23 protein-coding genes are annotated in these 22,648 nt (G+C 59.9%); 11 read left to right on the forward strand and 12 right to left on the reverse strand.

Going from position 1 to position 22,648, the window contains the following annotated elements; genetic code table 11:
• The first annotated feature begins 52 nt into the window (after positions 1 to 52).
• Positions 53 to 760 carry a winged helix-turn-helix domain-containing protein gene (locus tag ACZZ0K_RS08380; protein WP_016775114.1) on the forward strand — a complete coding sequence of 236 codons (708 nt, stop codon included), beginning with the start codon at positions 53 to 55 and terminating at the stop codon, positions 758 to 760.
• The gene (locus ACZZ0K_RS08385) at positions 761 to 2,047 is read left to right on the forward strand and encodes an ATP-binding protein (RefSeq protein ID WP_252882210.1); all 1,287 of its coding nucleotides are present in this window, start codon (positions 761 to 763) and stop codon (positions 2,045 to 2,047) included. It begins immediately after the preceding gene.
• A gap of 99 nt (positions 2,048 to 2,146) precedes the next feature.
• Here ACZZ0K_RS08385 and ACZZ0K_RS08390 read toward each other — a convergent pair whose 3' ends face one another.
• The gene (locus tag ACZZ0K_RS08390; protein ID WP_137214906.1) at positions 2,147 to 2,635 is read right to left on the reverse strand and encodes a GFA family protein; all 489 of its coding nucleotides are present in this window, start codon (positions 2,633 to 2,635) and stop codon (positions 2,147 to 2,149) included.
• A 139-nt stretch (positions 2,636 to 2,774) separates the two neighbouring features.
• On the opposite strand from ACZZ0K_RS08390, the gene glsB reads away from it, so the two are divergent.
• A complete protein-coding gene (gene glsB / locus ACZZ0K_RS08395) occupies positions 2,775 to 3,683 on the forward strand; it encodes a glutaminase B (protein WP_258706843.1) in 909 nt (302 codons plus the stop codon).
• A 196-nt stretch (positions 3,684 to 3,879) separates the two neighbouring features.
• Positions 3,880 to 5,382 (forward strand): aldehyde dehydrogenase family protein, encoded by a 1,503-nt coding sequence (locus ACZZ0K_RS08400; RefSeq protein WP_463559049.1) that lies wholly within the window; start codon positions 3,880 to 3,882, stop codon positions 5,380 to 5,382.
• Between the two features lie 48 nt (positions 5,383 to 5,430).
• Here ACZZ0K_RS08400 and ACZZ0K_RS08405 read toward each other — a convergent pair whose 3' ends face one another.
• Positions 5,431 to 6,090, reverse strand: a complete 660-nt coding sequence (locus ACZZ0K_RS08405) for a carbonic anhydrase (RefSeq protein WP_258706842.1) — start codon at positions 6,088 to 6,090, stop codon at positions 5,431 to 5,433.
• 57 nt (positions 6,091 to 6,147) lie between these two features.
• Positions 6,148 to 6,615 (reverse strand): cyanase, encoded by a 468-nt coding sequence (gene cynS, locus ACZZ0K_RS08410; protein ID WP_041480833.1) that lies wholly within the window; start codon positions 6,613 to 6,615, stop codon positions 6,148 to 6,150.
• A gap of 122 nt (positions 6,616 to 6,737) precedes the next feature.
• On the opposite strand from cynS, the gene cynR reads away from it, so the two are divergent.
• Positions 6,738 to 7,625 (forward strand): transcriptional regulator CynR, encoded by an 888-nt coding sequence (gene cynR, locus ACZZ0K_RS08415; RefSeq protein WP_252876486.1) that lies wholly within the window; start codon positions 6,738 to 6,740, stop codon positions 7,623 to 7,625.
• A 253-nt stretch (positions 7,626 to 7,878) separates the two neighbouring features.
• On the opposite strand, the gene ACZZ0K_RS08420 is transcribed toward cynR, so the two are convergent.
• Positions 7,879 to 8,208, reverse strand: a complete 330-nt coding sequence (locus ACZZ0K_RS08420; protein WP_252876485.1) for a hypothetical protein — start codon at positions 8,206 to 8,208, stop codon at positions 7,879 to 7,881.
• Positions 8,209 to 8,750: 542 nt separating this feature from the next.
• Entirely contained in the window at positions 8,751 to 10,694 is a 1,944-nt protein-coding gene (locus tag ACZZ0K_RS08425) for a DNA topoisomerase III (RefSeq protein WP_258706841.1), read from the reverse strand.
• 192 nt (positions 10,695 to 10,886) lie between these two features.
• On the opposite strand from ACZZ0K_RS08425, the gene ACZZ0K_RS08430 reads away from it, so the two are divergent.
• On the forward strand, positions 10,887 to 11,249 hold the full coding sequence (locus ACZZ0K_RS08430) for a DUF427 domain-containing protein (protein WP_258706840.1): 363 nt from the start codon (positions 10,887 to 10,889) through the stop codon (positions 11,247 to 11,249).
• 53 nt (positions 11,250 to 11,302) lie between these two features.
• Here ACZZ0K_RS08430 and ACZZ0K_RS08435 read toward each other — a convergent pair whose 3' ends face one another.
• On the reverse strand, positions 11,303 to 12,925 hold the full coding sequence (locus ACZZ0K_RS08435) for an MFS transporter (protein ID WP_252884387.1): 1,623 nt from the start codon (positions 12,923 to 12,925) through the stop codon (positions 11,303 to 11,305).
• 132 nt (positions 12,926 to 13,057) lie between these two features.
• Complete coding sequence (locus ACZZ0K_RS08440; RefSeq protein WP_463559050.1) at positions 13,058 to 14,719, reverse strand: GMC family oxidoreductase; 1,662 nt, start codon at positions 14,717 to 14,719, stop codon at positions 13,058 to 13,060.
• A gap of 133 nt (positions 14,720 to 14,852) precedes the next feature.
• Between ACZZ0K_RS08440 and ACZZ0K_RS08445 the strand changes: the two genes are divergently transcribed.
• Complete coding sequence (locus tag ACZZ0K_RS08445) at positions 14,853 to 15,764, forward strand: LysR family transcriptional regulator (RefSeq protein WP_150635036.1); 912 nt, start codon at positions 14,853 to 14,855, stop codon at positions 15,762 to 15,764.
• Between the two features lie 34 nt (positions 15,765 to 15,798).
• The gene (locus tag ACZZ0K_RS08450; RefSeq protein ID WP_323620364.1) at positions 15,799 to 16,278 is read left to right on the forward strand and encodes a GNAT family N-acetyltransferase; all 480 of its coding nucleotides are present in this window, start codon (positions 15,799 to 15,801) and stop codon (positions 16,276 to 16,278) included.
• Between the two features lie 101 nt (positions 16,279 to 16,379).
• Here ACZZ0K_RS08450 and ACZZ0K_RS08455 read toward each other — a convergent pair whose 3' ends face one another.
• From ACZZ0K_RS08455 to ACZZ0K_RS08465, 3 genes are all read right to left on the reverse strand, one after another.
• Positions 16,380 to 17,483, reverse strand: coding sequence for a DNA alkylation repair protein (locus tag ACZZ0K_RS08455; RefSeq protein ID WP_258706838.1), 1,104 nt, complete (start codon positions 17,481 to 17,483; stop codon positions 16,380 to 16,382).
• A 2-nt stretch (positions 17,484 to 17,485) separates the two neighbouring features.
• Positions 17,486 to 18,091 (reverse strand): glutathione S-transferase, encoded by a 606-nt coding sequence (locus tag ACZZ0K_RS08460; protein ID WP_258706837.1) that lies wholly within the window; start codon positions 18,089 to 18,091, stop codon positions 17,486 to 17,488.
• A 61-nt stretch (positions 18,092 to 18,152) separates the two neighbouring features.
• Positions 18,153 to 19,061 carry a MurR/RpiR family transcriptional regulator gene (locus ACZZ0K_RS08465; RefSeq protein ID WP_323620361.1) on the reverse strand — a complete coding sequence of 303 codons (909 nt, stop codon included), beginning with the start codon at positions 19,059 to 19,061 and terminating at the stop codon, positions 18,153 to 18,155.
• A gap of 403 nt (positions 19,062 to 19,464) precedes the next feature.
• Between ACZZ0K_RS08465 and ACZZ0K_RS08470 the strand changes: the two genes are divergently transcribed.
• The 3 genes from ACZZ0K_RS08470 to ACZZ0K_RS08480 all read left to right on the forward strand — a co-directional run bounded on the left by ACZZ0K_RS08470 (position 19,465) and on the right by ACZZ0K_RS08480 (position 22,013).
• Positions 19,465 to 19,869 (forward strand): TraR/DksA family transcriptional regulator, encoded by a 405-nt coding sequence (locus ACZZ0K_RS08470; RefSeq protein ID WP_016775095.1) that lies wholly within the window; start codon positions 19,465 to 19,467, stop codon positions 19,867 to 19,869.
• 607 nt (positions 19,870 to 20,476) lie between these two features.
• On the forward strand, positions 20,477 to 21,700 hold the full coding sequence (locus ACZZ0K_RS08475) for a methyl-accepting chemotaxis protein (protein ID WP_463559757.1): 1,224 nt from the start codon (positions 20,477 to 20,479) through the stop codon (positions 21,698 to 21,700).
• Positions 21,701 to 21,809: 109 nt separating this feature from the next.
• The gene (locus ACZZ0K_RS08480; protein ID WP_016775093.1) at positions 21,810 to 22,013 is read left to right on the forward strand and encodes a hypothetical protein; all 204 of its coding nucleotides are present in this window, start codon (positions 21,810 to 21,812) and stop codon (positions 22,011 to 22,013) included.
• Positions 22,014 to 22,019: 6 nt separating this feature from the next.
• On the opposite strand, the gene ACZZ0K_RS08485 is transcribed toward ACZZ0K_RS08480, so the two are convergent.
• Both ACZZ0K_RS08485 and ACZZ0K_RS08490 read right to left on the reverse strand, forming a co-directional pair.
• Positions 22,020 to 22,259 (reverse strand): DUF2789 family protein, encoded by a 240-nt coding sequence (locus tag ACZZ0K_RS08485; protein ID WP_252867780.1) that lies wholly within the window; start codon positions 22,257 to 22,259, stop codon positions 22,020 to 22,022.
• A 49-nt stretch (positions 22,260 to 22,308) separates the two neighbouring features.
• Positions 22,309 to 22,521: a hypothetical protein gene (locus ACZZ0K_RS08490; protein ID WP_224789874.1), complete on the reverse strand. Its 213-nt coding sequence runs from the start codon at positions 22,519 to 22,521 to the stop codon at positions 22,309 to 22,311.
• Positions 22,522 to 22,648 lie beyond the last annotated feature (127 nt).

Here is a 22,648-nt window from a genome sequence, read left to right on the forward strand (position 1 = left end):
TGAATGCCAGCATAATATCGGCCCTTCCACGTTTGGCTTGGCAACGGTTGTTATGGATAACCTGGGTTTTGGCAAAGTCCTGCTGGTCGAAGACGATGAGCGTCTCGCCGCACTGATCGCACACTTTCTTGAACAACACGGCTACGAGGTGCGCACGGTGCATCGCGGCGATCTCGCCATGGCTGCATTCCTGGAATTCAAGCCGAAAGTGCTGGTGCTCGACCTGATGTTGCCGGGGCAGAGCGGTTTGCAGGTCTGTCGGGAAATTCGCAGTGTCTCGGACACGCCGATCGTGATCCTCACCGCCAAGGAAGACGACCTCGATCACATCCTCGGTCTGGAGTCCGGCGCTGACGATTACGTGATCAAACCGATCAAGCCGCCGGTATTGCTCGCGCGGCTGCGGGCGCTGCAACGGCGGCAGACGCCGGACACCAGCGTCGTCAGTTTCCTTGAGTTCGGGCAATTGAGCATCGACCGCAGTTGCCGGGAAGTGCGCCTGACCGGTGAGCTGATCGAGCTGACCACCATGGAGTTCGAATTGCTCTGGTTGCTCGCCAGCGCGGCGGGCAAGATTCTTTCCCGCGATGACATTCTCAATCGCATGCGCGGCATCGCTTTCGACGGCCTCAACCGCAGCGTCGACGTCTACATCAGCAAACTGCGCAACAAACTCAAGGACAACCCTCGCGAGCCGGTGTGCATCAAGACCGTGTGGGGCAAGGGCTATCTGTTCAATCCGTTCGCGTGGGAGTTGTAGATGCTGCGTTTGTTCCTCGGGCTGTTTCTGGTGATGACGGTGGGTCTGGTGCTGGCCTTGCAGACGGTCGAGCACACCTTCAACGCGTTGCTCGACAGCCAGACGCAGGATTACAACCGTGAAGCCGTGCGCGGTCAGGCGTGGTCGCTGGTCGATCATCTGCAAGGCCGCCAAGGGGCCGAGCGTGAACAGAAACTCGATTCATTGCGCGCGCACTATGGTCTGTCGCTGAGTCTGGTCGAGGCCGATCAACTGGCCCTGACACCGCAGGAAAAAGCCGAGCTCGCGCGGAACCTGTTGGTGATCCGCGACGATTACACGCAGTTCATCAGCAACATCGATGGCGGCTCGCAATTGCTCAGCATCAAGCTGCCGCCGGAGCCGAGCCTGATGCCGTTCTACATCACCGCGGCGTACATGATGCTCGCAGTGCTGATCGGCATCGTTCTGTTTTTCTGGGTGCGCCCGCACTGGCGCGATCTGGAAAAGCTGCGGCTGGCGGCCGAGCGTTTCGGCGACAACGATCTGTCGGTGCGCATTCAGTTGTCGCGGCGCTCGAACATCCGCGATCTGGCCGAGCACTTCAATCTGATGGCGGCGCGCATCGAGGGGCTGATTGCCAATCAGCGCGAGCTGACCAATGCGGTGTCGCACGAATTGCGCACACCGATCGCGCGGCTGTCGTTCGAGCTCGATCAGCTTAAACAGCAACCCGACGCGAGCCAGAATCGCGAGCTGATCGCCGACATGTACGCGGACCTCGGTGAGCTGGAGGAGATGGTCTCGGAGCTGCTGACGTACGCCAGCCTTGAACACGGCGCGACAGTGATCAAACGGGAGAATATTCATGCGGCCGACTGGCTCGACAGCGTTGTCGGCAGTGTGGCGCTTGAGGCCGAAGCAGTGGGCGTGCAGTTGACGATCGCGGGTTGCCAGGTCGACACCGTAAGCATCGAACCGCGTTTCATGGCGCGCGCGGTGATCAACCTTCTGCGCAACGCCATTCGCTATGCCGAGCAGCGCGTTGAGGTGTCGCTGCTGCGCAACGGCAATGACTATGAAGTGCGGGTCAGCGATGACGGGCCGGGTGTGCCGCTGGAGGGACGGGAAAAAATCTTCGAACCGTTTTCGCGACTGGATGCCAGCCGCGACCGGCGCACCGGTGGTTTCGGACTGGGCCTGGCGCTGGTGCGGCGGGTTTCGCAGTCCCATGGCGGGCAGGTTGAGGTTGGCGAATCGGTGTGGGGCGGGGCGTTGTTCAGAATGACCTGGGCGCATCTGGACTGATTGATATTGCCTGACCCGGCCCCTTCGCGAGCAGGCTCGCTCCCACAGGTGATCGCAATCCAAATGTGGGAGCGAGCCTGCTCGCGAAGGGCGCGGTGTTCAGCGGGTCACACCCAGTCGCTCATGCCACTGAGCAATAGACTCTTCAGGATATTCATCAAACTGCTGATCCTTCGGCTTGGCCTCCACCTCAACCCACGGCGCTTTCGAGCCAAGCATCAGGTGCGTGTGTTCCGGCGGCACCGGAAGTGGCGTGTCGATCGCCGAGGCGAATGGATGAATCAGCTCCGGCCACTCCGGGCTGAACAGCCACAGGCCGCTGCCGCACAGCGAGCAGAAGTGACGCTCGGCGCTGCTGCGATGGGCGCGCTTATCGCCGTCAGCTTTCATCTTCGCGTGATAGATGCTGATGTTTTTGCGTCCGCGAACCTTGAGAGTGGTCGCGTCGCCGCCAAGGTTGATCGCATAACCGCCGCCGCCCTGGGTCTTGCGGCAGATTGAGCAGTAGCAGCGTTGATAGGGATAAGGATGGGCGCTGTCGAGGCTGAACGTGACTTCGCCGCAATGGCAGGAGCCTTCGAGGTGCATGGTGCTCTCCTGTGTCTGAATGGTCCGCTTCAGCCTAGAACATTCTGCTGGATGCTTGCCGGTGTGATGCGACCGGCGGGCGCAGCGTCTAGCCCCAGTGTCCCCGCGATCCCATGGGGCGAGACTTTCGGAACCCGGCATGCAAGCGCTGTTGAACGAGATCCTTGACGCCGTCCGGCCCCTGATCGGGCAGGGCAAAGTTGCTGACTATATTCCCGCCCTCGGCACGGTACCGGCCAACCAGTTGGGCATCTCCGTGTACAGTAACGATGGCGAAATGTATTGCGCCGGCGACGCTGAAACGCCGTTCTCGGTGCAGAGTATTTCCAAGGTATTCAGCCTGGTGCAGGCCATCGATCATTCCGGCGAAGCGATCTGGGAGCGGCTTGGCCACGAGCCGTCCGGCCAGCCGTTCAACTCGCTGGTGCAACTGGAATTCGAGCGCGGCCGCCCGCGCAATCCGTTCATCAATGCCGGTGCGCTGGTGATCTGCGACATCAACCAGTCGCGCTTCGCCGCGCCGACACTGTCGATGCGCGACTTCGTCCGACGTCTGTCCGGCAACCCGCAAATCATGATCGACGGCAAGGTCGCCGACTCCGAATACCAGCATCGCGCGCGCAATGCGGCGATGGCGTATCTGATGCAGTCGTTCGGCAATTTCCACAATGATGTCGAAGCGGTGTTACGCAGCTATTTCAGCCACTGCGCGCTGCGCATGAACTGCATCGATCTGGCCCGGGCGTTCTGCTTTCTGGCCAATGACGGGTTCTGCAAGCACAGCGGCGAGCAGATCCTGACGCGCCGCCAGACCCAGCAGGTCAATTCGATCATGGCCACCAGCGGTTTGTACGACGAGGCGGGCAATTTCGCCTATCGCGTCGGCCTGCCAGGCAAGAGCGGGGTCGGCGGCGGCATCGTTGCGGTAGTGCCGGGACAGTTCAGCGTGTGCGTGTGGTCGCCGGAGTTGAATGCGGCCGGCAACTCGCTGGCGGGGATGGCGGCGCTGGAGTTGCTGAGCTCAAGGATTGGCTGGTCGGTGTTCTGACCCACCTGAACACCACATGACCCTGTGGGAGCTGGCTTGCCAGCGATGAGGCCCTGTCAGCCACTATAAATTTGCCTGAACCACCGCTATCGCTGGCAAGCCAGCTCCCACAGGGTTCTTTAGTGTTTGAGGAGGTGTATTTCAGCCAGTAATCCGCTACATTTTCCGGCCGCCCTCTGCATGGTGAATCCGCTTCATGTCTCTTGCGCTCGAACGTCTAGTCGCTGGCACGCCGATCCCTTTCGCTGGTAACCGTGTCACCGTGGTCAGCCCCGAACTGGCCGCGCGGTTTCAGCCCGGTGACCATCTGCTGGTCGAGCAGGTCAGTGGCGAGTTGTTGCTGATCCCCGTGGCCGATCAGCGGGCCGCCTCGGTGGCAATCGAGCGTGCGGCTGCGGCATTCACCGCGTTGTCGGCGGTGTCCGATGAAGCCATCAGCCAATTCTTCGACCTGTTTGCCCAGCGCCTGGAAAATCCTCAGTGCTGGACGCAGATCGAAGCCGCCAACCGCGCCGACATCGAGCGGGCCAAGGCGCGCGGTCGCTCGACCACACGCTTGCTCGCCGATGAACGCATGCGCCGCGACATGATCGCCGGGCTGCGCGCCTGGCGTGATGCGCCGCCCACGCGTGGCAAAGTGATCAGCAGTGTCGAGCACGACGGCTGGAAGGTTGAGCAAGTCGTCTCGCCGCTGGGCATCGTCGCGTTTGTCTTCGAAGGCCGTCCCAACGTATTTGCCGACGCCGCCGGCGTGTTGCGCACCGGCAATACGGCTGTGCTGCGCATCGGCAGCGATGCGTTGGGCACTGCGCAAGCTATCGTCACTCACGCCTTGAACCCGGCGCTGGCCGAAGCCGGTTTGCCGGTGGGGGCGGTGTCGTTGGTCGAAAGTGTCAATCACGCCGCCGGTTGGGCGATGTTTGCCGATCGGCGTCTGTCGCTGGCGGTGGCGCGCGGCTCGGGCCGTGCGGTCAGCCAGTTGGGCAGCATTGCCCAGCAGGCCGGCACTGCCGTCAGCCTGCACGGCACCGGCGGTGCGTGGCTGATCGCCGACCGTGATGCCGATGCCACACGCTTCGCGGCGGTGGTGCGCAACTCGCTGGACCGCAAGGTCTGCAATACCCTGAACGTCTGCCTGATTCAGCGCGAACGCGCCGATGAGCTGGTGCCGCTGTTCCTCGAAGCTTTGAAAGACGCCGGTACTGCGCGCGGCCAAGGCTGCAAATTGCACATCGTCGCGGGCAGTGAAAGTTGCCTGCCAAGCGAATGGCGGAACGCAACGGTCGAGGTTTATCGCGCCGAGGGTTACCAGACCGAAGCGCTGGCCGAATCCTTGCCCGAGTCGGACCTGGGCCGCGAGTGGGAATGGGAAGAAACCCCGGAAGTCAGCCTGATGATTGTCGACGATCTGGATCAGGCGATTGCGCTGTTCAACCGTTACAGCCCGCAATTCACCGTGTCGTTGATCAGCGAGGCGGCGGCGGTTCAGGAACGCTTCTACAACGCGGTGAATGCGCCGTTCGTAGGCAACGGCATCACCCGTTGGGTCGATGGCCAGTACGCGTTGAACAAGCCGGAACTGGGCCTTTCGAACTGGGAGAGCGGGCGCCTGTTTGCGCGCAGTGCGATTCTTTCCGGTGACGGCGTGTTCACCGTGCGCAGCCGAATGACTCAGGTAGATCTCACGGTAAAACGCTGATCTGTTGATCGTTCCCACGCAGAGCGTGGGAACGATCACGGTGGGGAGTCAGGCAGCGTGGCTGGCTTGCGCGCTGATCGCGCAAGTCTCAGGTTGCTCGGCCAGCGGCACAAAGGTACGACGATCAGAAGAGAGTGCGTCGATCGAACCGGTCTCGATGTCGTAAACCCAGCCATGCAGATTCAACCGGCCTTGCTCCTGGGCCAGGCGCACACTCGGGTGGGTCTGGATATTCGCCAGTTGCGCAATCACGTTCTCGCGCACCATCGAGCTCAATTTCGCCGCGTCGCTGCCATGCGCGCGCGCTTCGTTCATTACCTTCGCCGACTCGGCATGCTGCAACCAGCCGCTGACGGCGGGCAGGTGATCCATGCATTTGCACTGGGCAATCGCTGTCATCGCGCCGCAATCGGAGTGGCCGCAAATCACGATATCGGTCACCCCCAGCACTGCCACCGCATATTCCACCGTCGCCGACACCCCGCCCGGATGCGGGCTGTAGGAGGGCACGATATTGCCGGCATTGCGGATCACGAACAGCTCGCCGGGCTCTTGCTGGGTCAGCAGCTCAGGCACCACACGGCTGTCGGAACAGGTGATGAACAGCGTGCCGGGTTGCTGAGTCGTGGCCAGATGTTTGAACAGTTCGCTGCGTTGCGGGAAGGCTTCATTCTGGAATTTCAGGAAGCCGTCGATCAGGGCTTTCATGGCATGTCCTCTTGGCAGAAATGAGATGGCCCGCACGCAGGTTGCGGGCCGGGCGCATCAGAACGGACGCAGCGGCAGGAACTTGCCGTCGAGGGTCACCACGGCGCGGGAGCCGCCTTCCGGGTCTTCGACTTTCTTGATGTCCAGTTTGAAGTTGATCGCACTGATGATGCCGTCACCGAACTGTTCATGAACCAGCGCTTTCAGCGTGGTGCCGTAGATCTGGATCATTTCGTAAAAACGGTAGATGGTCGGATCGGTCGGCACGCCGCTGAGGCTGCCGCGCAAAGGAATGATCTGCAGAGCGGCGACGTCATCTGCGCTGAGGTCAAGCTTGTCGCCGACCACTTGAGCAGCGTTTTCCGGCAAAGGATGCTGGCCGAGCAGGGCGGCGGTGACGTAGGCAAGGCTGAGGCCGGTGCCGTCAGCAAGATCCTGCCACGACAGATCTTTTTTCGCCTTGGCGTCGAGAACGCGGGTAGTCAGGGCCAGGCTGTTGTCGTTGTAGGCGTGGGACTGTTGCATGATGTCACTCCTTTCAGGGGTTGGCTTGCTGTGTGTGGAAGCAATGTTGCGCCGGTCGATTCATAGCGTCCAAGACCGATATACAATGCTGCGCATAAGCCCTGCCTATAGATGGTGTTTCCATGCTTTTGCGACATTTGCGTTATCTGCTCGCCGTTGCCGATCACGGCGGCTTCACCCGCGCCGCCGAAGCGCTGCATGTATCGCAGCCGACGTTGTCGCAGCAGATCCGGCAGTTGGAAGAAACCCTCGGCGTCAGCCTGTTCGATCGCACCTCCCGCACGGTGAAACCGACCGATGCCGGCGCGGCATACATTGAATGCGCACGGCGCGTGCTGGTGGAGCTGGAGGCCGGACAGCGCGCCTTGCACGATGTGAAGGATTTGTCGCGCGGAACCCTGCGCCTGGCGATGACGCCGACGTTCATGGCGTATCTGGTCGGGCCGTTGGTGCGTGATTACAGGGCACGGTTTCCCGGGATTCATCTGGAAATCTTCGAATTGTCGATGGACGACATCGAGGCCGGGCTGGCGGATGATTCGCTGGATGTCGCGATCGCGTTTACCCCGGTGCGCAATGCCGATATCGAATGCTTACCGGCGTTTACCGAGACGCTGGGGATCATGGTCGGGCCTGGGCATCCGCTCTATGGCAGCCCTTCGGTGTTGACGCCGGCGGAATTGGCATCACTGGATTTCGCCTTGCTGGCGCCGGGCTTCATTACGCGGTTGTCGGTGGATGAGTATTTCCGTGAGCAGGGGATTACGCCGCAGGTGCGCATCGAGGTGAATTCGGTGAGTACGCTGCTGGAAGTGGTGCGGCATGCGCCGCTGGCGACCATGCTGCCCGAGGCGATAGCCAGCGAAGACCGCGCGTTGCGCCGCTTGCGTGTTGAAGGGGAGGCGCCGCAGCGGGGAGCGGCGTTGTTGCGGCGCAGGAATAATTATCACAGCGCGGCGGCGTTGGCGTTTGTGGAACTGGTGCTCGGCATGAAAAGCCCCTCACCCTAACCCTCTCCCAGCGGGAGAGGGGACTGACCGAGGTGTTTGGTCAAGTTACGCCGACCTGAACGAGCTTCGTTGACTCATAATCGCCACGGTCATTCAGGTCTACGGTTGAGCTGAGGCAACTCGGTCGGCTCCCTCTCCCTCGGGAGAGGGCTGGGGTGAGGGGCGACGGGGGCACTCACGCCGCATAACTCAAAAGAACAACAAAGGGCCTGCTCCCAATCGGAAGCAGGCCCTTAGTCAAATAATCTACAACTCAATAAAACCGATCAATCACCCGAACTTCATTTTTGTTCTGCATCGAATCCCACGCCTGTTTCAGCGTTTGCAGCACTTTGCCAATGAAGTCCTTGTCGGCCGCAGCCTTCTTGCCGACATAACCGTGGCCGCGGCGGTACATCTTCAGGCGGGCCAACAGGTTCTGGTGGTTGCGGTCGAATTCTTCTTCGCCAGCGTGAGGCGACAGGCAGTCAATGTGTACCTGCCCCGACTTGCTGATCCAGAGAATATGGCTGTCGTGGCTGTCTTTCTGCGCCGCGAACATACGAGCCAGTTCTTCGATGGTGGGTTGATTGTTCAGATTCATTGTTATGCCCCTTGACCAGTCTGGTGATCTTTCAAAGTTGATTCGCTAATACAGGTAGCCCATCGGTTAGTTGATCCCTGGCACCGAAACCAGGACGTCAGCGTTCGCCCGTGTGAAGTACGGGGTCGTGCATCTGTTGCATGTAGTCGTGTTGAATAACTGCTACGCAATAGCGTCACAACGAGGAGAAGCAGCGAAAACCGGGAGGCTCCTTGACGACAATCCAGTGTCGGCCACAAGCGTCTTGAGAATTTTCGCCAGCGCTTCTCGTCCTTGTACTGGACGTTCAGGCCAGGTCAGCTTCTTCAATCTGCCTTGTGGGCAGCGTGTATCCGGAAAAAACAACTCGGCGGTCAGACGAGTTTGCTCAAGCGTGTTACCAGTGCTCCCGATCGGGGAACGTCTTCATCATGCAAAAGCAAAACGACGCCGTCAACGGTTTTGTAGTGATTATTTTCAAGCACTACATATTGTCGGACAAAGCTGTTTTGGAATGAGAAAAGATCCGTTTCAACAACGTCGAGAAGGGAACGGCGAGGGATTCAGCGAGTCGTCGGACGCGCCGTGCGTTTGCGCGTACCGGCGGTTTTGCTGGGCGTCGACTTACGCTTTTTCTTCCACGGCGCTGCGGCTTTGCCGGCAGGCGGCGGGCCGCTGATGGTCAGGCTGAGGGCGGAGCAGCGGGTGACCTGCTTGCTCATCCACGCGGCCTGTTTGGTCACGAATTCTTCCAGACTCATCTCGCCGCTCTGCACCATGTCCAGGGCCTGTTCCCAGATCGCCGTGGTGCCAGGGTCGGCGATCGCGCGAGGCACTGCGTCGATCAGGCTGAACGCGGCAGGTGTCGCCGCCAGCGCCTTGCCGTTCTTGACCAGATAACCGCGATCAAGCAAACCCTGAATGATCGACGCGCGGGTGGCTTCGGTGCCGATGCCGGTGGTGTCCTTGAGTTTCTGTTTGAGCAGCGGATCCTCGACCAGTTTGGCGACGTTCTTCATCGCCTTGATCAGATCGCCTTCGGTGTAGGGTTTTGGTGGCTGCGTCCACAGATCCTTGAGATTCACTTTCGACACAGCGCATTCGACGCCTTGGCTGAGGGTCGGCAAGGTTTGCGGTGCTGGTGCTTCGCGGCCCCTGGCCGGGGCCAGTGCTTCGGGCAATGCGCGCTTCCAGCCCGCTTCGATGATCTGCTTGCCCACCGCGCGCAGGGCCTGCCCGTTGCAATCGAAATCGGCTTGAGTGCGATCGTATTCGTGATTGGGCAGGAACTGCGCCAGGTAGCGCGCGCGAATCAGTGTGTACACCGCACGATGCTTGCCGCTCAGGCGTTCAAGGTTCTTCGCGGCGATGGTGGGAATGATGCCGTGGTGAGCGCTGACCTTGGCGTCATTCCACGCCCGCGAGCGCCTTTGCGGTTCGAGATAACCCTGCAAGGCTTCAAGGCTCGGATCGGCCTGGCGCAACGCTGTGAGGATCGATGGCGCCTCACTGTGTTGGCTCAACGGCAGAAAGCCGCAATCACTGCGCGGATAGGTGATGACTTTGTAGGTTTCGTAAAGGGCCTGGGCGATGTCGAGGGTTTCCTGCGCGCCAAGGCCAAGCTTTTTCGAGCAGACTTCCTGCAAGGTGCCAAGATCGAAGGGCAGCGGCGCCACTTCGCGCATGCGCTCGGTCTTCAGCTTGATCACCCGTGCGCTGTCAGCACTGCTGATCGCCGCCGCCGCTTGTTGCGCCAACGGCTGATTAAGGCAGCGATCCTGATCATCACAAATGTCCGACGGCGCGCGCCATTGCGCGGTAAACGCCGTTCCGTTGTGCAGCAAATCCACGTCGATTGCCCAGAACGGTACGGGGACGAAATCGGCGATGCTGCGGTCGCGGTCGACCACCAGTCGCAGGGTGGGCGTTTGTACTCGTCCTACCGGCAACACGCCCTGATAACCCGACTGACGGCCCAGCAAGGTGAACAGTCGGCTCATGTTCATGCCGATCAACCAGTCCGCCCGCGAACGGCCCAGCGCCGAGTGATACAGGCTGAACGTTTCTGCTCCGGGCTTCAGCGCGCCCAGTGCCTTGCGAATCGATGCCTCGTCCAGCGCCGACAGCCACAAGCGGCGGATCGGCCCGCGATAGCGGCAGTGCTCGACCAGTTCCCGGGCGATCATCTCGCCCTCACGGTCGGCGTCGGTGGCGATGATCAGTTCGCTGGCCTCGCCAAGCAGACGCTTCACCGCTTTGTACTGGCTGGCAGTGCGCGGCTTGACGGTCATTTTCCACTTGTCCGGGATGATCGGCAGATCGGCCAGCACCCAGCGTTTGTAGCGCGCGTCGTAGGCGTCCGGCGGCGCGGTTTCGAGCAAATGGCCGATGCACCAGGTCACTGTGACGTCCGTCCCCAACCAGCAGCCGTCGCCGCGACGCTTGGCGCCGAGCACCGCCGCAATATCTTTGGCCTGAGAGGGTTTTTCACAGAGGTACAGCCGCATAGCTACCATCGCTGGTTGGTGTGTGGAGAGGGCACAGGATGGCGGGAGTTCGCGGCGGGAGCAACTTTTATCTGTATGGATATACAGATAAAAGCGTTGCAGGAGGTTTAGCCGTTCGGCCGTAATCCAGTCGAGCTGCGCAACCATCAGCTATACCTGAACCGGTCTCTTCGCTGTGCTCAGGAGAACCTCATGAAAAGCCCCAGTCCCGTGATCAGCCTGGAACAACTTGCCGGCTGCCTGCTGGTGAAGTTCCACGGCATCCAGGTCGCCGCGTCCTCTCACGCGATGATCCTCAACGAAGCCAACTATCCGCCGGTGTACTACATCCCGCGCGAAGACATCGACGAAAAATACTTCGCCCGCACCGACCACACCAGCTATTGCCCGTACAAGGGCGACGCCAATTACTTCAGCCTGCAAGTGCCGGGGCATGAGGGCGCCAATGCGGTGTGGACTTACGAAAAACCCAAGATCTCGGTTGAACCGATCCGCAACTATGTGGCGTTTTATCCGGACCAGGTGAAATTCGAAGTGATCAAACCGGACGTCTGAAGCAAAAAATGGCGAGAGAATCGCTTCCCTCGCCATTGTTGTCAGCGGGTTTTTCAGTTTTTATCGAGATCGATATTCTTCGTCTCACGCAGACAGACCATCCCCACCACCAGGCTCACCCCGGTAATCAATACCGGATACCACAGCCCGTAGAAGATATCCCCGGTGTACACCACCAGCGCAAACGACACGGTGGGCAAGAAGCCGCCGAACCAGCCGTTGCCGATGTGATAGGGCAGCGACATCGAGGTGTAGCGAATGCGGGTCGGGAACAGTTCGACCATCAACGCGGCCAGCGGGCCGTAGCACATGGCCGAGATGATGATCAGCGCGACGATCAAGGCGACGATCATCGGTTTGTTGATCTGCTGCATATCGGCTTGTTGCGGGTAGCCGGCGAGGGTGATCGCGCCGCGCAGTGCCGCCTCATCGAAACCATCCAGCTTCACGTCGCCGACACTCACTTGCACGGCGCTGCCCGCAGGCGCGGCGACGCTGGAGTAGGGCAGGCCTTGCTTGACCAGGAAGGTCTTGACCTTGTCGCACGGGCTGTCGAATTTGGCCTTGCCCACCGGATCGAACTGGAAGGTGCAAGTGGCGGGATCGGCAAGGACGGTGATCGGTGCCTGACGGCTGGCCTGATCGATCGCCGGGTTGGCGTAGTGGGCCAGGGATTTGAAGATCGGGAAGTACAGCGCGGTGGCCAGCAACAGACCGAGCATCAGCACCGGTTTGCGCCCGACCTTGTCCGAGAGCCAGCCGAAAAAGATGAAGAATGGCGCGCCGATCACCACGCTGATGATCAACAGGCTGTTGGCCACCGCCGGGTCCATTTTCAGGAACTGGGTGAGGAAGAACAGCACATAGAACTGCGCGGCGTAGAAGGTCACTGCTTGCCCGGCATTGATGCTGAACAGGGCGATCAGCACGACTTTGAGGTTTTCCCATTTGCCGAAGGATTCGCGGATCGGCGCCTTCGAGGTTTTGCCTTCTTCCTTCATTTTCAGGTAGGCCGGCGACTCGTGCAGGCTCAGGCGAATCCAGGTGGAAATGCCCAACAGGACGATCGACAGCAGGAACGGAATGCGCCAGCCCCACACCTCAAACTGGTCGCCGGTGAAGTAGCGGCAACCGAGCACTACCAGCAGCGAGAGCAACAGGCCGAGGGTCGCGGTGGATTGAATCCAGCTGGTGTGGAAGCCACGTTTGCCGATAGGCGCATGTTCGGCCACGTATGTCGCAGCACCGCCGTATTCGCCACCGAGCGCCAGGCCCTGAAGCATGCGCAGCACCACCAGAATGATCGGCGCGGCGATGCCGATGCTGGCGTAGGTCGGCAGCAGGCCGACGCAGAACGTCGCCACGCCCATCAGAATGATCGTCGCCAGAAAGGTGTATTTGCGCCCGATCATGTCACCCAGACGGCCGAATACCAACGCACCGAACGGCCGTACGATGAAGCCGGCGGCGAACGCCATGAGCGCGAAGATGAACGCCGTGGTGTCATTGACCCCGGCAAAAAACTGCTTGCTGATCACTGCCGCTAGGGCGCCGTAGAGGAAGAAGTCATACCACTCGAACACCGTCCCGAGTGATGAAGCGAAGATGACTTTCTGCGTGGCGTTGCTGGTCTCGGCGCTGCCCGCAGCGTCCAGCGGCTGAACGTGTTCTGACATATCGGTATCCCTCACAGTGATTGTTTTTGTTGTTCCACTGGTGTTGCGTGTCCGGTAATGCGCGATGCCTGAGTCTGGTGATGATTTCTGTGGGAGCGAGCCTGCTCGCGAAAGCTTTTTGCCAGTCAACTCCTAGGCTGAGTGAGCTACCGCATTCGCGAGCAGGCTCGCTCCCACAGGGGAAATATCTACAGGTCTGGACAAAATCAGTTGTGCCGCCTTCTCGGCAATCATCAGCGTAGGCGAACAGGTGTTGCCCGAGGTGATGCGCGGCATGATCGACGCATCGGCAACGCGCAGACCCGGCACGCCATGCACGCGCAATTGCGCATCGACCACCGCGTCACCGTCATTGCCCATGCGGCAGGTGCCGACCGGATGGAAAATCGTCGTGCCGATCTTCGCCGCCGCTTCATGCAATTGTTCTTCGCTTTGCAAGCTGTCGCCGGGCAGGTATTCGACCGGTTTGAACGCTTGCAGGGCAGGGGCGCTGACGATGCGCCGGGTCAGGCGAATCGCATCGGCGGCGACGCGCAGATCTTCTGGATGGCTGAGGTAATTGGGCTGGATCAGCGGCGCCGCTTGCGGATCGGCCGAACGAATCTCGATGCGTCCACGGCTCTGCGGGCGCAGGTCGCACACCGAGGCGGTGAACGCCGGGAAGCTGTGCAGCGGCTCACCAAAGCGCTCCAGCGACAGCGGTTGCACGTGATATTGCAGGTTCGCCGAGGTTTGCTCGGGACCGGAGCGGGCGAATGCGCCCAACTGACTCGGCGCCATCGACAACGGCCCGCTGCGGTCATACAGATAGCGCAGGCCCATGCCCATCTTGCCCCACACGCTGCCGGCGATCTGGTTCAGGGTGCGGGCGTTTTCCAGCTTGTAGATCAGGCGCAGTTGCAGGTGATCCTGCAGGTTGCCGCCGACCCCCGGCAGCTCATGAATCACGCCGATGCCCAAGCGTTCGAGCAGCGGCCGCGGACCGATGCCGGAGCGTTGCAGAATGCTCGGCGAGCCGACTGAACCGGCGCACAAAACAATCTCCTTGCGCGCCTTGAACTGTTTGATCTGACCTTCATGCTGCGCGCTGACTTTCGCCGCGCGGCCGTTCTCCAGCAACACACGATCAACCTCGACGCCGGTCAGCACAGTCAGGTTCGCCCGACTGCGCAGTGGTTTCAAAAAGGCCTTGGCCGCGTTCCAGCGTACCCCGGCTTTCTGGTTGACCTGAAAGTAACCGCAGCCCTCGTTGTCGCCCTGGTTGAAGTCATTGATGCTGGCGATGCCGCTTTGCTCGGCGGCGCTGCGAAAGGCATCCAGAATCGGCCACGACAGGCGCTGCTGTTCGACCCGCCATTCACCCTGATCGCCATGAAACTCGGCGCCGCCGGCAAAGTGGTTTTCGCTCTGTTTGAACAGCGGCAGCACATCCTTCCAGGCCCAGCCCGGATTGCCAGCGGCCGCCCAGCCGTCATAGTCGCCGGCCTGGCCGCGCATATAGATCATGCCGTTGATCGACGAACAGCCGCCCAGCACCTTGCCGCGCGGATAACTCAGCGCGCGGCCGTTGAGGCCGGGTTGTTGTTCGGTTTTGAAGCACCAGTCGGTGCGCGGATTACCGATGCAGAACAGGTAACCCACAGGAATATGAATCCAGGCGTAGTTGTCGCGTCCGCCGGCTTCGAGTAGCAACACCCGCTGCTGTGGATCCGCAGAGAGCCGGTTGGCCAGCAAGCAACCGGCGGGGCCGGCGCCGACCACGATGTAGTCGAATTCATCCAGGGACGTCTGCATGCCCTGACCTCGCTTTTTGTTTTTATTGTCGGACACTCTAGTTGTTAGCTTTCGTTAAAAGAATGTTAGTTTTTGCGCAGCCGCTGTGCGTTTTCAAACAGCGTGTAACGACGATAGCCGACAAGGACCCGCCATGTTCGACTGGAACGACCTGCGCTTTTTTCTCGAGCTGCAACGCAGCGGCCGCTTGCTCACTGCCGCGCGCCGGCTCAACACCACCCACGCGACAGTGGCGCGGCATATTGAATCGATCGAGAAAAGCCTCGGCACTGCGCTGTTCGTCCAGCACGCCCAAGGCTATGAAATGACCCCGGCGGGGGAGGCCTTGCTAAAGCACGCCGAGGCGATGGAAAACGTCGCGCTGCTGGCGCAGGAAGAAATCACCCAGTCCACCGCGCCGCTGGGCAAGATCCGCGTCGGCGTCACCGAAGGCCTTGGCATCAAGTTTCTCGCCAGTCGCATGATTGGCTTGTTCGAGCGTTATCCGGGATTGGAGGTGGAACTGGTTGCAGTGCCGCGCTTTGTCAGCATCCTCAACCGTGAAGCGGAGATCAGCATCCACCTCGAACGGCCATCCGCCGACATGCTGGTCACGCGCAAGCTCACTGACTATCGACTCGCGCTTTACGCCAGCCAGACCTACCTCGACAAAGCGCCACCGCTGCATAGCCGCGAAGACCTGGGCCGACATGCGTGGATCGGTTACGTCGACGATCTGCTGTTCAGTCAGGAACTGATGTTCCTCAACAGCTTCTGCCGCAGCCCGCGCGTGGTCTTTCACAGCACCAGCGTCATCGCCCAGCAGGAAGCGGCGCGCTCGGGGTTGGGCATCGCCGTGCTGCCGTGTTACATGGCCGCGTCCGACCCGGATCTGGTGGCGCTGCTGCCGGATGAAAGCATCGAACGCAGCTATTGGATCAGCACGCGGCGGGAGTTGCACAAATCGGTGCGGCTGCGGGTAGTCTGGGATTATGTGGTGGGGTTGTGTGAGGCAGAGCAGGAGTTGTTGCTGGGAAGATCTCAGGTTGGCTCCTCTTTTGCTTGAAAGCGCCAAGGACTTTTAGCAATGGAGAGCAGCAATGAGGGAATGGCTTACCGTTCGCGACATCAATCCGGACACCATGAAGGCCATCAGTGACGGCGTCTTACAGCATGGCCGAGCCTTGTCCGAGGCTCGCGGCGGACAAGCTGAGGCCATCGCCTGTTCGCTGATGGAGAACGGGGCACTAATCGGCGGCGCTTCCGGTAGAACCGAATTCAGGCGTCTGTTTGTCAATTACCTGTGGATCAACGCGCAATGGCGTGGAACCAGACTGGGTACTCAGGTGTTGCACAAGCTTGAGGCATTAGCGGTTGAAAGAGCATGCGTAGATGCGTTGATCGAAACACTGGATGACGACGTCGCCCGTTGGTACACCCGCTGCGGATACCGATTGATCGCGCACGTGCCTGAGTACTGCGGCCCGTGGAGTCGCCATACGCTGTTGAAAGTGCTTGTGACAACAGGTGCTCCCTCAGGGCTTAATTCGGCGTCCCATACGGAAGTTGGTAACTCCTGAGGCGGGAGTTTGTCCATTGTGCTGCCGCGCTCATTATCGATGCACGGCTGCCAGTGCACTGATTCGCGACCGGTCTTCAAGACCAATCAATGACTCATTTCTCAAATCAAAACCTCAAACCCTGCACTACCCACCACCTTTCCGTTAATCATCACCTGCACTCCATGCCGGCCGGCAAAATGCTTGCGTGTCGTGAAATCCTTGATGACCTGTCTGCGCTGCACAAGCGCCACCCCAAACCCCGGCAATTCCACCGTCTTCAACTTGAATACCTTCCTCGAAACCCCGCCATTCGCCTTCACATACTCAATCGCATAATCAATCACCAGCCTTTGCTCGTGCGCCACCATGGACTTCACCGTAAACGACAAAGTAATCGCTTCCCCCAACCTCACCACCGCCGGCTCAACCCGCACATCCAACAACTCAACCTCAGCCTTCGCCCCTGCGCCAATCACCGTCAGCGCGCGCACGTTGCCCTGTTTGATCAAGCTGCGCAGCGCATGTTTGGCAATCCAGGCCGTATGCTTGTTGTTCAGCGACCAACCTTCAATCGTGTCCAACGCCCACTCCGGATGCACTTTCGTCACATCATTCAAATGATTCGCCACGGACTTGCGCACGTACAAGCTCTCATCCGCCTTCAACCGATTCAGTATCCCGGCGGCCAGCAGCGGATCCGCTTGTACCGCTTCCAACCGAAAGGACCACGGCAGGCGAGGGCGGCTGCCTTCGCTGGCTAGTCGGCGGACGTGATGGTTTTCTTCGCGGGTCCAGTCATGCATTCGTTCCAGCGAGCGCCCGAGGTCGCTGCGCAGAAAGTAACGGATGGCGAATTCGGAGGAGCCGAAAGTGGTGAAGTATTTCAGGGCATCCATGGAGGTATCGAAGGCGTGCCCGCCATAGCTCGCGACGTAGTGCGGCAGGCACATGCTGACGAACCCGCTGTTCAGCCGTGGCGCGAGTTCGAACAGCACTTCGAGGGAATCCTCGTAGTCCAGCGGCAACACGGCATACAGGCTTTCGGCGACGCGGGCCATGCGTTGCATCACTGATAATTCAGCGAGTCCGTCCTGGGCGTGTTTGAGAAACGCCTTGGCCTTGAATGCCGGGTACACCGCGCTCATTTCGTCAGCGATGTGCTGCAAGCGCTCGGCGTTGAAGATTTCCTTTAGCGCCGGGGCGGCAGTGTCGGTGGTGCTCATGGTCAGGTCATCGGTGTGCTGATGAACGCGTCGGTGCCTTCTGCGTAGGCGGTGTATTCGGCGATACGCGGAAAGCGTGTTGCGTCGACCTGATCGGGCACGACGAGGTTGGTGAAGCTCCAGGCAACCGCCAGGCTTATGCCGGTCTGGGAGAGGGAGCCGTCGACCGGCAAGTCACTGTGCTCAAGTTCTTTTTCCAGGGCGGTAAACGCGGCGGCGAGTTGGCCTTCAACGCGTTCAACCCAAGGTTGATACTGAATGTCGGCCGGGCGCAAGTTGCGTTCGTAATACAGCTGCACGGCTTTTTCGCAAGCGGCGAGGCTGAGGCCGATCAGACGCAGGGCATGGGCGCGTTGTGTGAGATCGCTGGGCAGCAGGCTCTTGCCGGAACTGGCTTCGAGGTAGTCGAGGATGAGGGTCGAGTCCATCAGGACCACGCCGTCGTCGAGAATCAGCGTGGGCGCTTTGACCACCGGGTTGATCTGCTGGAATTGCTCGAAGTGGCGGAACACCGAGACCGACTCGTGTTCGAGGTCAATCCCCAGGCATTTGGCGGAGATTGCTACGCGGCGCACGTAGGGAGAGTCGAGCATGCCGATCAGTTTCATGACGCGTTCCTTCAAGTCGAACCGGTGGGAACGCATAACCTAGCCGAGCCTGAGACAATTGTCAGTCGTCGAATCCGGGTTGTTCGTGAATCTCATCGACATTCAGTTCCAGCCGATAGGCCACCGCCACAAACAGCGCCTGACATAAACACAGTGTCGCGCTTAGCGAACGAAAGGCCAGCGCACTGCCTTCATTGACCATCAACACGCTATTGGCAAGTTTCGCCAGTGGCGACAGAGGGCTGTCGGTGATGATCAGGGTATTGGCGTCTTGCTGTTGTGCGAATCGCAGGCAGTGCTGGGTTTCCTTGGCGTAGGGCACAAAACTGATGGCGATGACCAGGTCGTTGGCGCGCACGCTACGCATTTGCTCGCGATAGCTGCCGCCGATGCCGGAGACGAGATGAATGCGTTTCTGGGTGTGCTGCAGGTTGTAAACCAGATAATCGGCGACGGCGAACGAACGGCGGACCCCGACCACATAGATGTCGTCGGCATTGACGATGAGATCGACAGCTTTGTCGAACGCAGCCCCATCCAGTTCGCGGCCCAAACGTTCGATGCCCGATAGCGTTGCGTCGATGCACTCGCGGACAAGCTCGCCGCTGTTGGCGGTCTGCGATTTGTTGGCGATGAGGCTGCGGATGCGTTTTTGATAGTTCTGCGCCGGCGTGGCCTTGTGCGTCCAGGCCTGGCGGAACAGCGCCTGCATTTCGCTGAAGCCGCTGAACCCGAAGCGCTGCGAAAAACGCACGATGGCGGACGGATGCACCTCGCATTCACGAGCGATGTCGCTGATGCGGTCGACCATGATTCGCTCGCTCTGCTGGCTGATGTAACTGGCGATACGTTTAAGCTGACGCGGAAGGGCGTCATATTCGTCGCTAATCGTTTGCAGCAGACGCTCGGCAGTGATCGGGGGGCTGGCGAGCGAAAGTTCGTCGGCGGCCGGCAGATCGGGGCGGGGCATAGGACATCCTTCGGGCGGGTTGATCACGCGGTAAGCCTGATCATAGAAGGGCTGCGCGGGCTCTGCCGGGCTGAAACGATGCACCTTGCGAGAATAATTTCCGCTGTCGATGGCGGCATGGTTAGCCGTTTGTCTTCTATATACAGCCGCTGGAGTGAATTTCTTGCTATAAACGCACTCCGATGGCCGTGTGAAGCCTGTGTCAGAGCAGTTTCCTGGTCCTGTCGGACAAATTCCCTGTATTTACAGTTGCTGAGGCCTTGATCGGGCCTTAGACTGCCGCCCCTCGTAAATTGAGTGCCGGGTGGCGTTTGCAATAAAACGATGCCTTTTCGACGGCCGACACGGTTCGCCGAAACGCTCCCTTATTCGCCTTAATGCACGTTTTTTTATAGAGATATCAATGACAAAGGACAAGTTGCTGGCTATGCCGGCAGATGACTACATGAATGCAGAGCAACACGCTTTCTTCACTGAGCTGTTGCAGAACATGAAAGTCGAAACCCACGAGCGCATTGAGCAAAACCGTATCGCCATCGAAAGCCTGGACACCCCGGCTGACCCGGCGGACGCGGCTTCGGTTGAAGAAGAGCGCACTTGGCTGGTCAACGCGATCGATCGCGACCAGCGCATGCTGCCGCAGTTGGAACAAGCTCTTGAGCGCATCAAGGACGACAGCTTTGGCTGGTGCGACGACAGCGGCGAGGCCATTGGCCTGAAGCGTCTGCTGATCAGCCCGACCACCAAATATTGCATCGAAGCTCAAGAGCGTCACGAGCAGATCGACAAGCACCAGCGTCAGGCCTGATTCCATGGCGGCCCCTTGAATAGGGGGCGCCTGCAAAGATCGCAGCCTTCGGCAGCTTCTACACGGAGTTGCGCGAGGCTGCGATCTTTGTTTTTGCTCGTCTGCGATATTCTCCCGTCGTTCCCTTGACCTGCCACAGACCCCACGACTAACGGACCATGGATAATGGCGTTGTAGTGGCGTTTAATGCAGTCACAACAATGAGAACAAACGTGGGGTGATCAAGATGACGAGAGATGGATCTCTGGTTGCGGCGCTGCCTGCACCAGTGCTTTTGCCGAAAAACCGCTGGATCGCACCGACCCTGCAAAGCATCGCCCTGATGCTGTTGCTGGCCGGCATGGCCATGGCCGAGTGGTCGCTCTACCTCGGCATGCCGCTGGCGATACTGATTGTCTGGCTGCCGCGCCTGCGTTCGCGCAGCGCTCCTGTTGCTGTCCCGGTCGATAGTGCGAGCGCATTGTCCGCACTGACCCGCGATCTTTCCTACACCACCAGTCACAACGCACTGTCTGCCGCCGGCGTGGCGTTTTCGGTCAAAGCGCTCGCCAGCAAACTTGAATCGCAACTCGACGCGGCGGCGCAGATCGTCAGCAACGCCGAAGTGATGATCGCCACCGAGCAGGCGACTTCCCAGCTCAGTCGCGACGCACTGGATGCCGCCAGCCAAGCGCATCACAGCAGCGCGGCTGGGCGCCGCGAACTGCTCGACTCGATTTCGCGCATGCAGCAACTCAGTCAGCGCGCCAACGCCAGCCGCGAATTGATCGAGGCCCTGAGTGTGCGCAGCGACGACATTCAGCGGGTGACGCTGGTGATTCAGTCGATCGCCAGCCAGACCAATCTGCTAGCGTTGAACGCTGCGATTGAAGCGGCCCGGGCCGGTGAGCATGGTCGCGGTTTCGCTGTGGTCGCCGACGAGGTGCGCGGACTGGCCGCGCGTACGGCGGCGGCCACGGGTGAGGTCGGTGAGATGGTCGCTGACATTCAGCAACGCACCGCGCAAGTGGTGGCGCAGATTCGCGAGTTGTCGAGCGATCTGCACACAGGCGTCGAACAAGTCGAGCACACCGGTCAGCATCTGGAAAACATCGCGCGACTTGCCGCCGGAGTGGAAACCCAGGTCAGCGAAATCGCCCGTGGCGCGCAAACCAATCGCGAGCAGCTTGATGCGCTGTTCAGCGCGATTGAGCAAATGCGTAGCGATCTGGCGATCAGCGATCAGCAGACCCGCCGCCTCGCCGAGGCAGCGGTGCAGATGGAAGGGCAGGCGGAAACCATAAGCGAACGCTTGGCCGAAGTCGGTCTGGACGACTATCACCAGCGCATTTATGACCTGGCGCGCGAAGGTGCGAGCCTGATCGCAGCGCGCTTCGAAGAGGATGTCGAGCAGGGGCGGATCAGTCTGGATGACCTGTTCGATCGCAGCTACCAGCTGATTCCGGGCACCGAACCAGCCAAATTTCAAACCAGGTTTGATCAGTACACAGATCAGGTCTTGCCCGCGATTCAAGAGCCTCTGTTAACGCGTCATGAAGGTTTGGTTTTCGCGATCGCCTGCACGCAGCAGGGTTATGTACCGACGCATAACCAGGCATTCAGCCAGCCGTTGACGGGTGATGTGCAGGTCGACACGGTAAATAACCGCACCAAACGCAAATTCGCTGACCGCACGGGCATCCGTTGCGGCAGCCATCAACAACCAGTTTTGCTGCAGACTTACACGCGCGATACGGGTGAGCTGATGCATGATCTTTCGGTGCCGATCATGATCAAGGGCCGGCATTGGGGCGGATTGCGGCTGGGCTACAAACCGGAGAATCCACGCTGAGATTGTTACCGTTGACGCAATGAATCTGTGCACGGCGGTTGCTGTTTCCTCCCGAAGGAAAGCTTTAATCTGACGACTTAGTTAGGTAGCTAATTATTTCGGAGGGCACATGCAGTGCAGGGTGGATGTGGCAGTAATGATCGGCAGCGGCGTTCCGGCCGGCTTACGCGCGATGGGGCGCAGTGTGTGCTGGGTGGTTTTGCTCAACGGGGAGCGACGCGGCACAGCCTTCGCCAGTCGCGATGAAGCGGAGGAGTGCAAGGCTGCCTGGCTCGAACAACTGAACATCGAGCCCGGCGACAGCCTGCACTGATCGCCCTTATTTACCGCGATGCAGGCGCACGTTCAGCTCATCGACAGTTATCGCTTCCTCACCGTCAGCACGCAGCCACTCTTTGAGTAATTGCGCCTGTTGGGGCGTCCAGAAATCGGCATCGATCAATTTGATATCAGATTTCAAAGGGTGGGCTTCGACAAAATTATTGATCGACGCTTCATCGGCCGGTAGGCCCAGCTGTTCGAAAAGGGTGGTCAGGTTATGCTCGGTTGGCAGTTCCATCATCTACTCCTGAATTGGTGCCGGTACGGCTTGTTCGTTCACTCCCTTATCAGAGGCAGGCGCTGGCGCGGAGTTCGATTTTTGATTCAAGCGAGCGGGCGAGGGCGCAGGCTTCGTTGTGATTGCCGCGGAAACCTCTGACACGGCCGGTGGATATTTCCTTGATATGAAAGAAAGCGATGCCCGCCGGCACCACCTGAAAATGTGGAGTTTGGTGATTGTTAGAAGATGTCGGAAGGTGATCGAGGTCGGTAACCTGCATGGCCAGAGATGGAGTGATTCGCGCGTCAGCCGACGTGGCAAAATGAGTCAAAGTGCACATATGAAGTCCTTTTCATCAGTCGGCCGGGATTTAACGGCCGTTGCGGGTAGTCGTAATGAGCATCGCT

Source organism: Pseudomonas sp. AC255 (genome assembly GCF_979258175.1).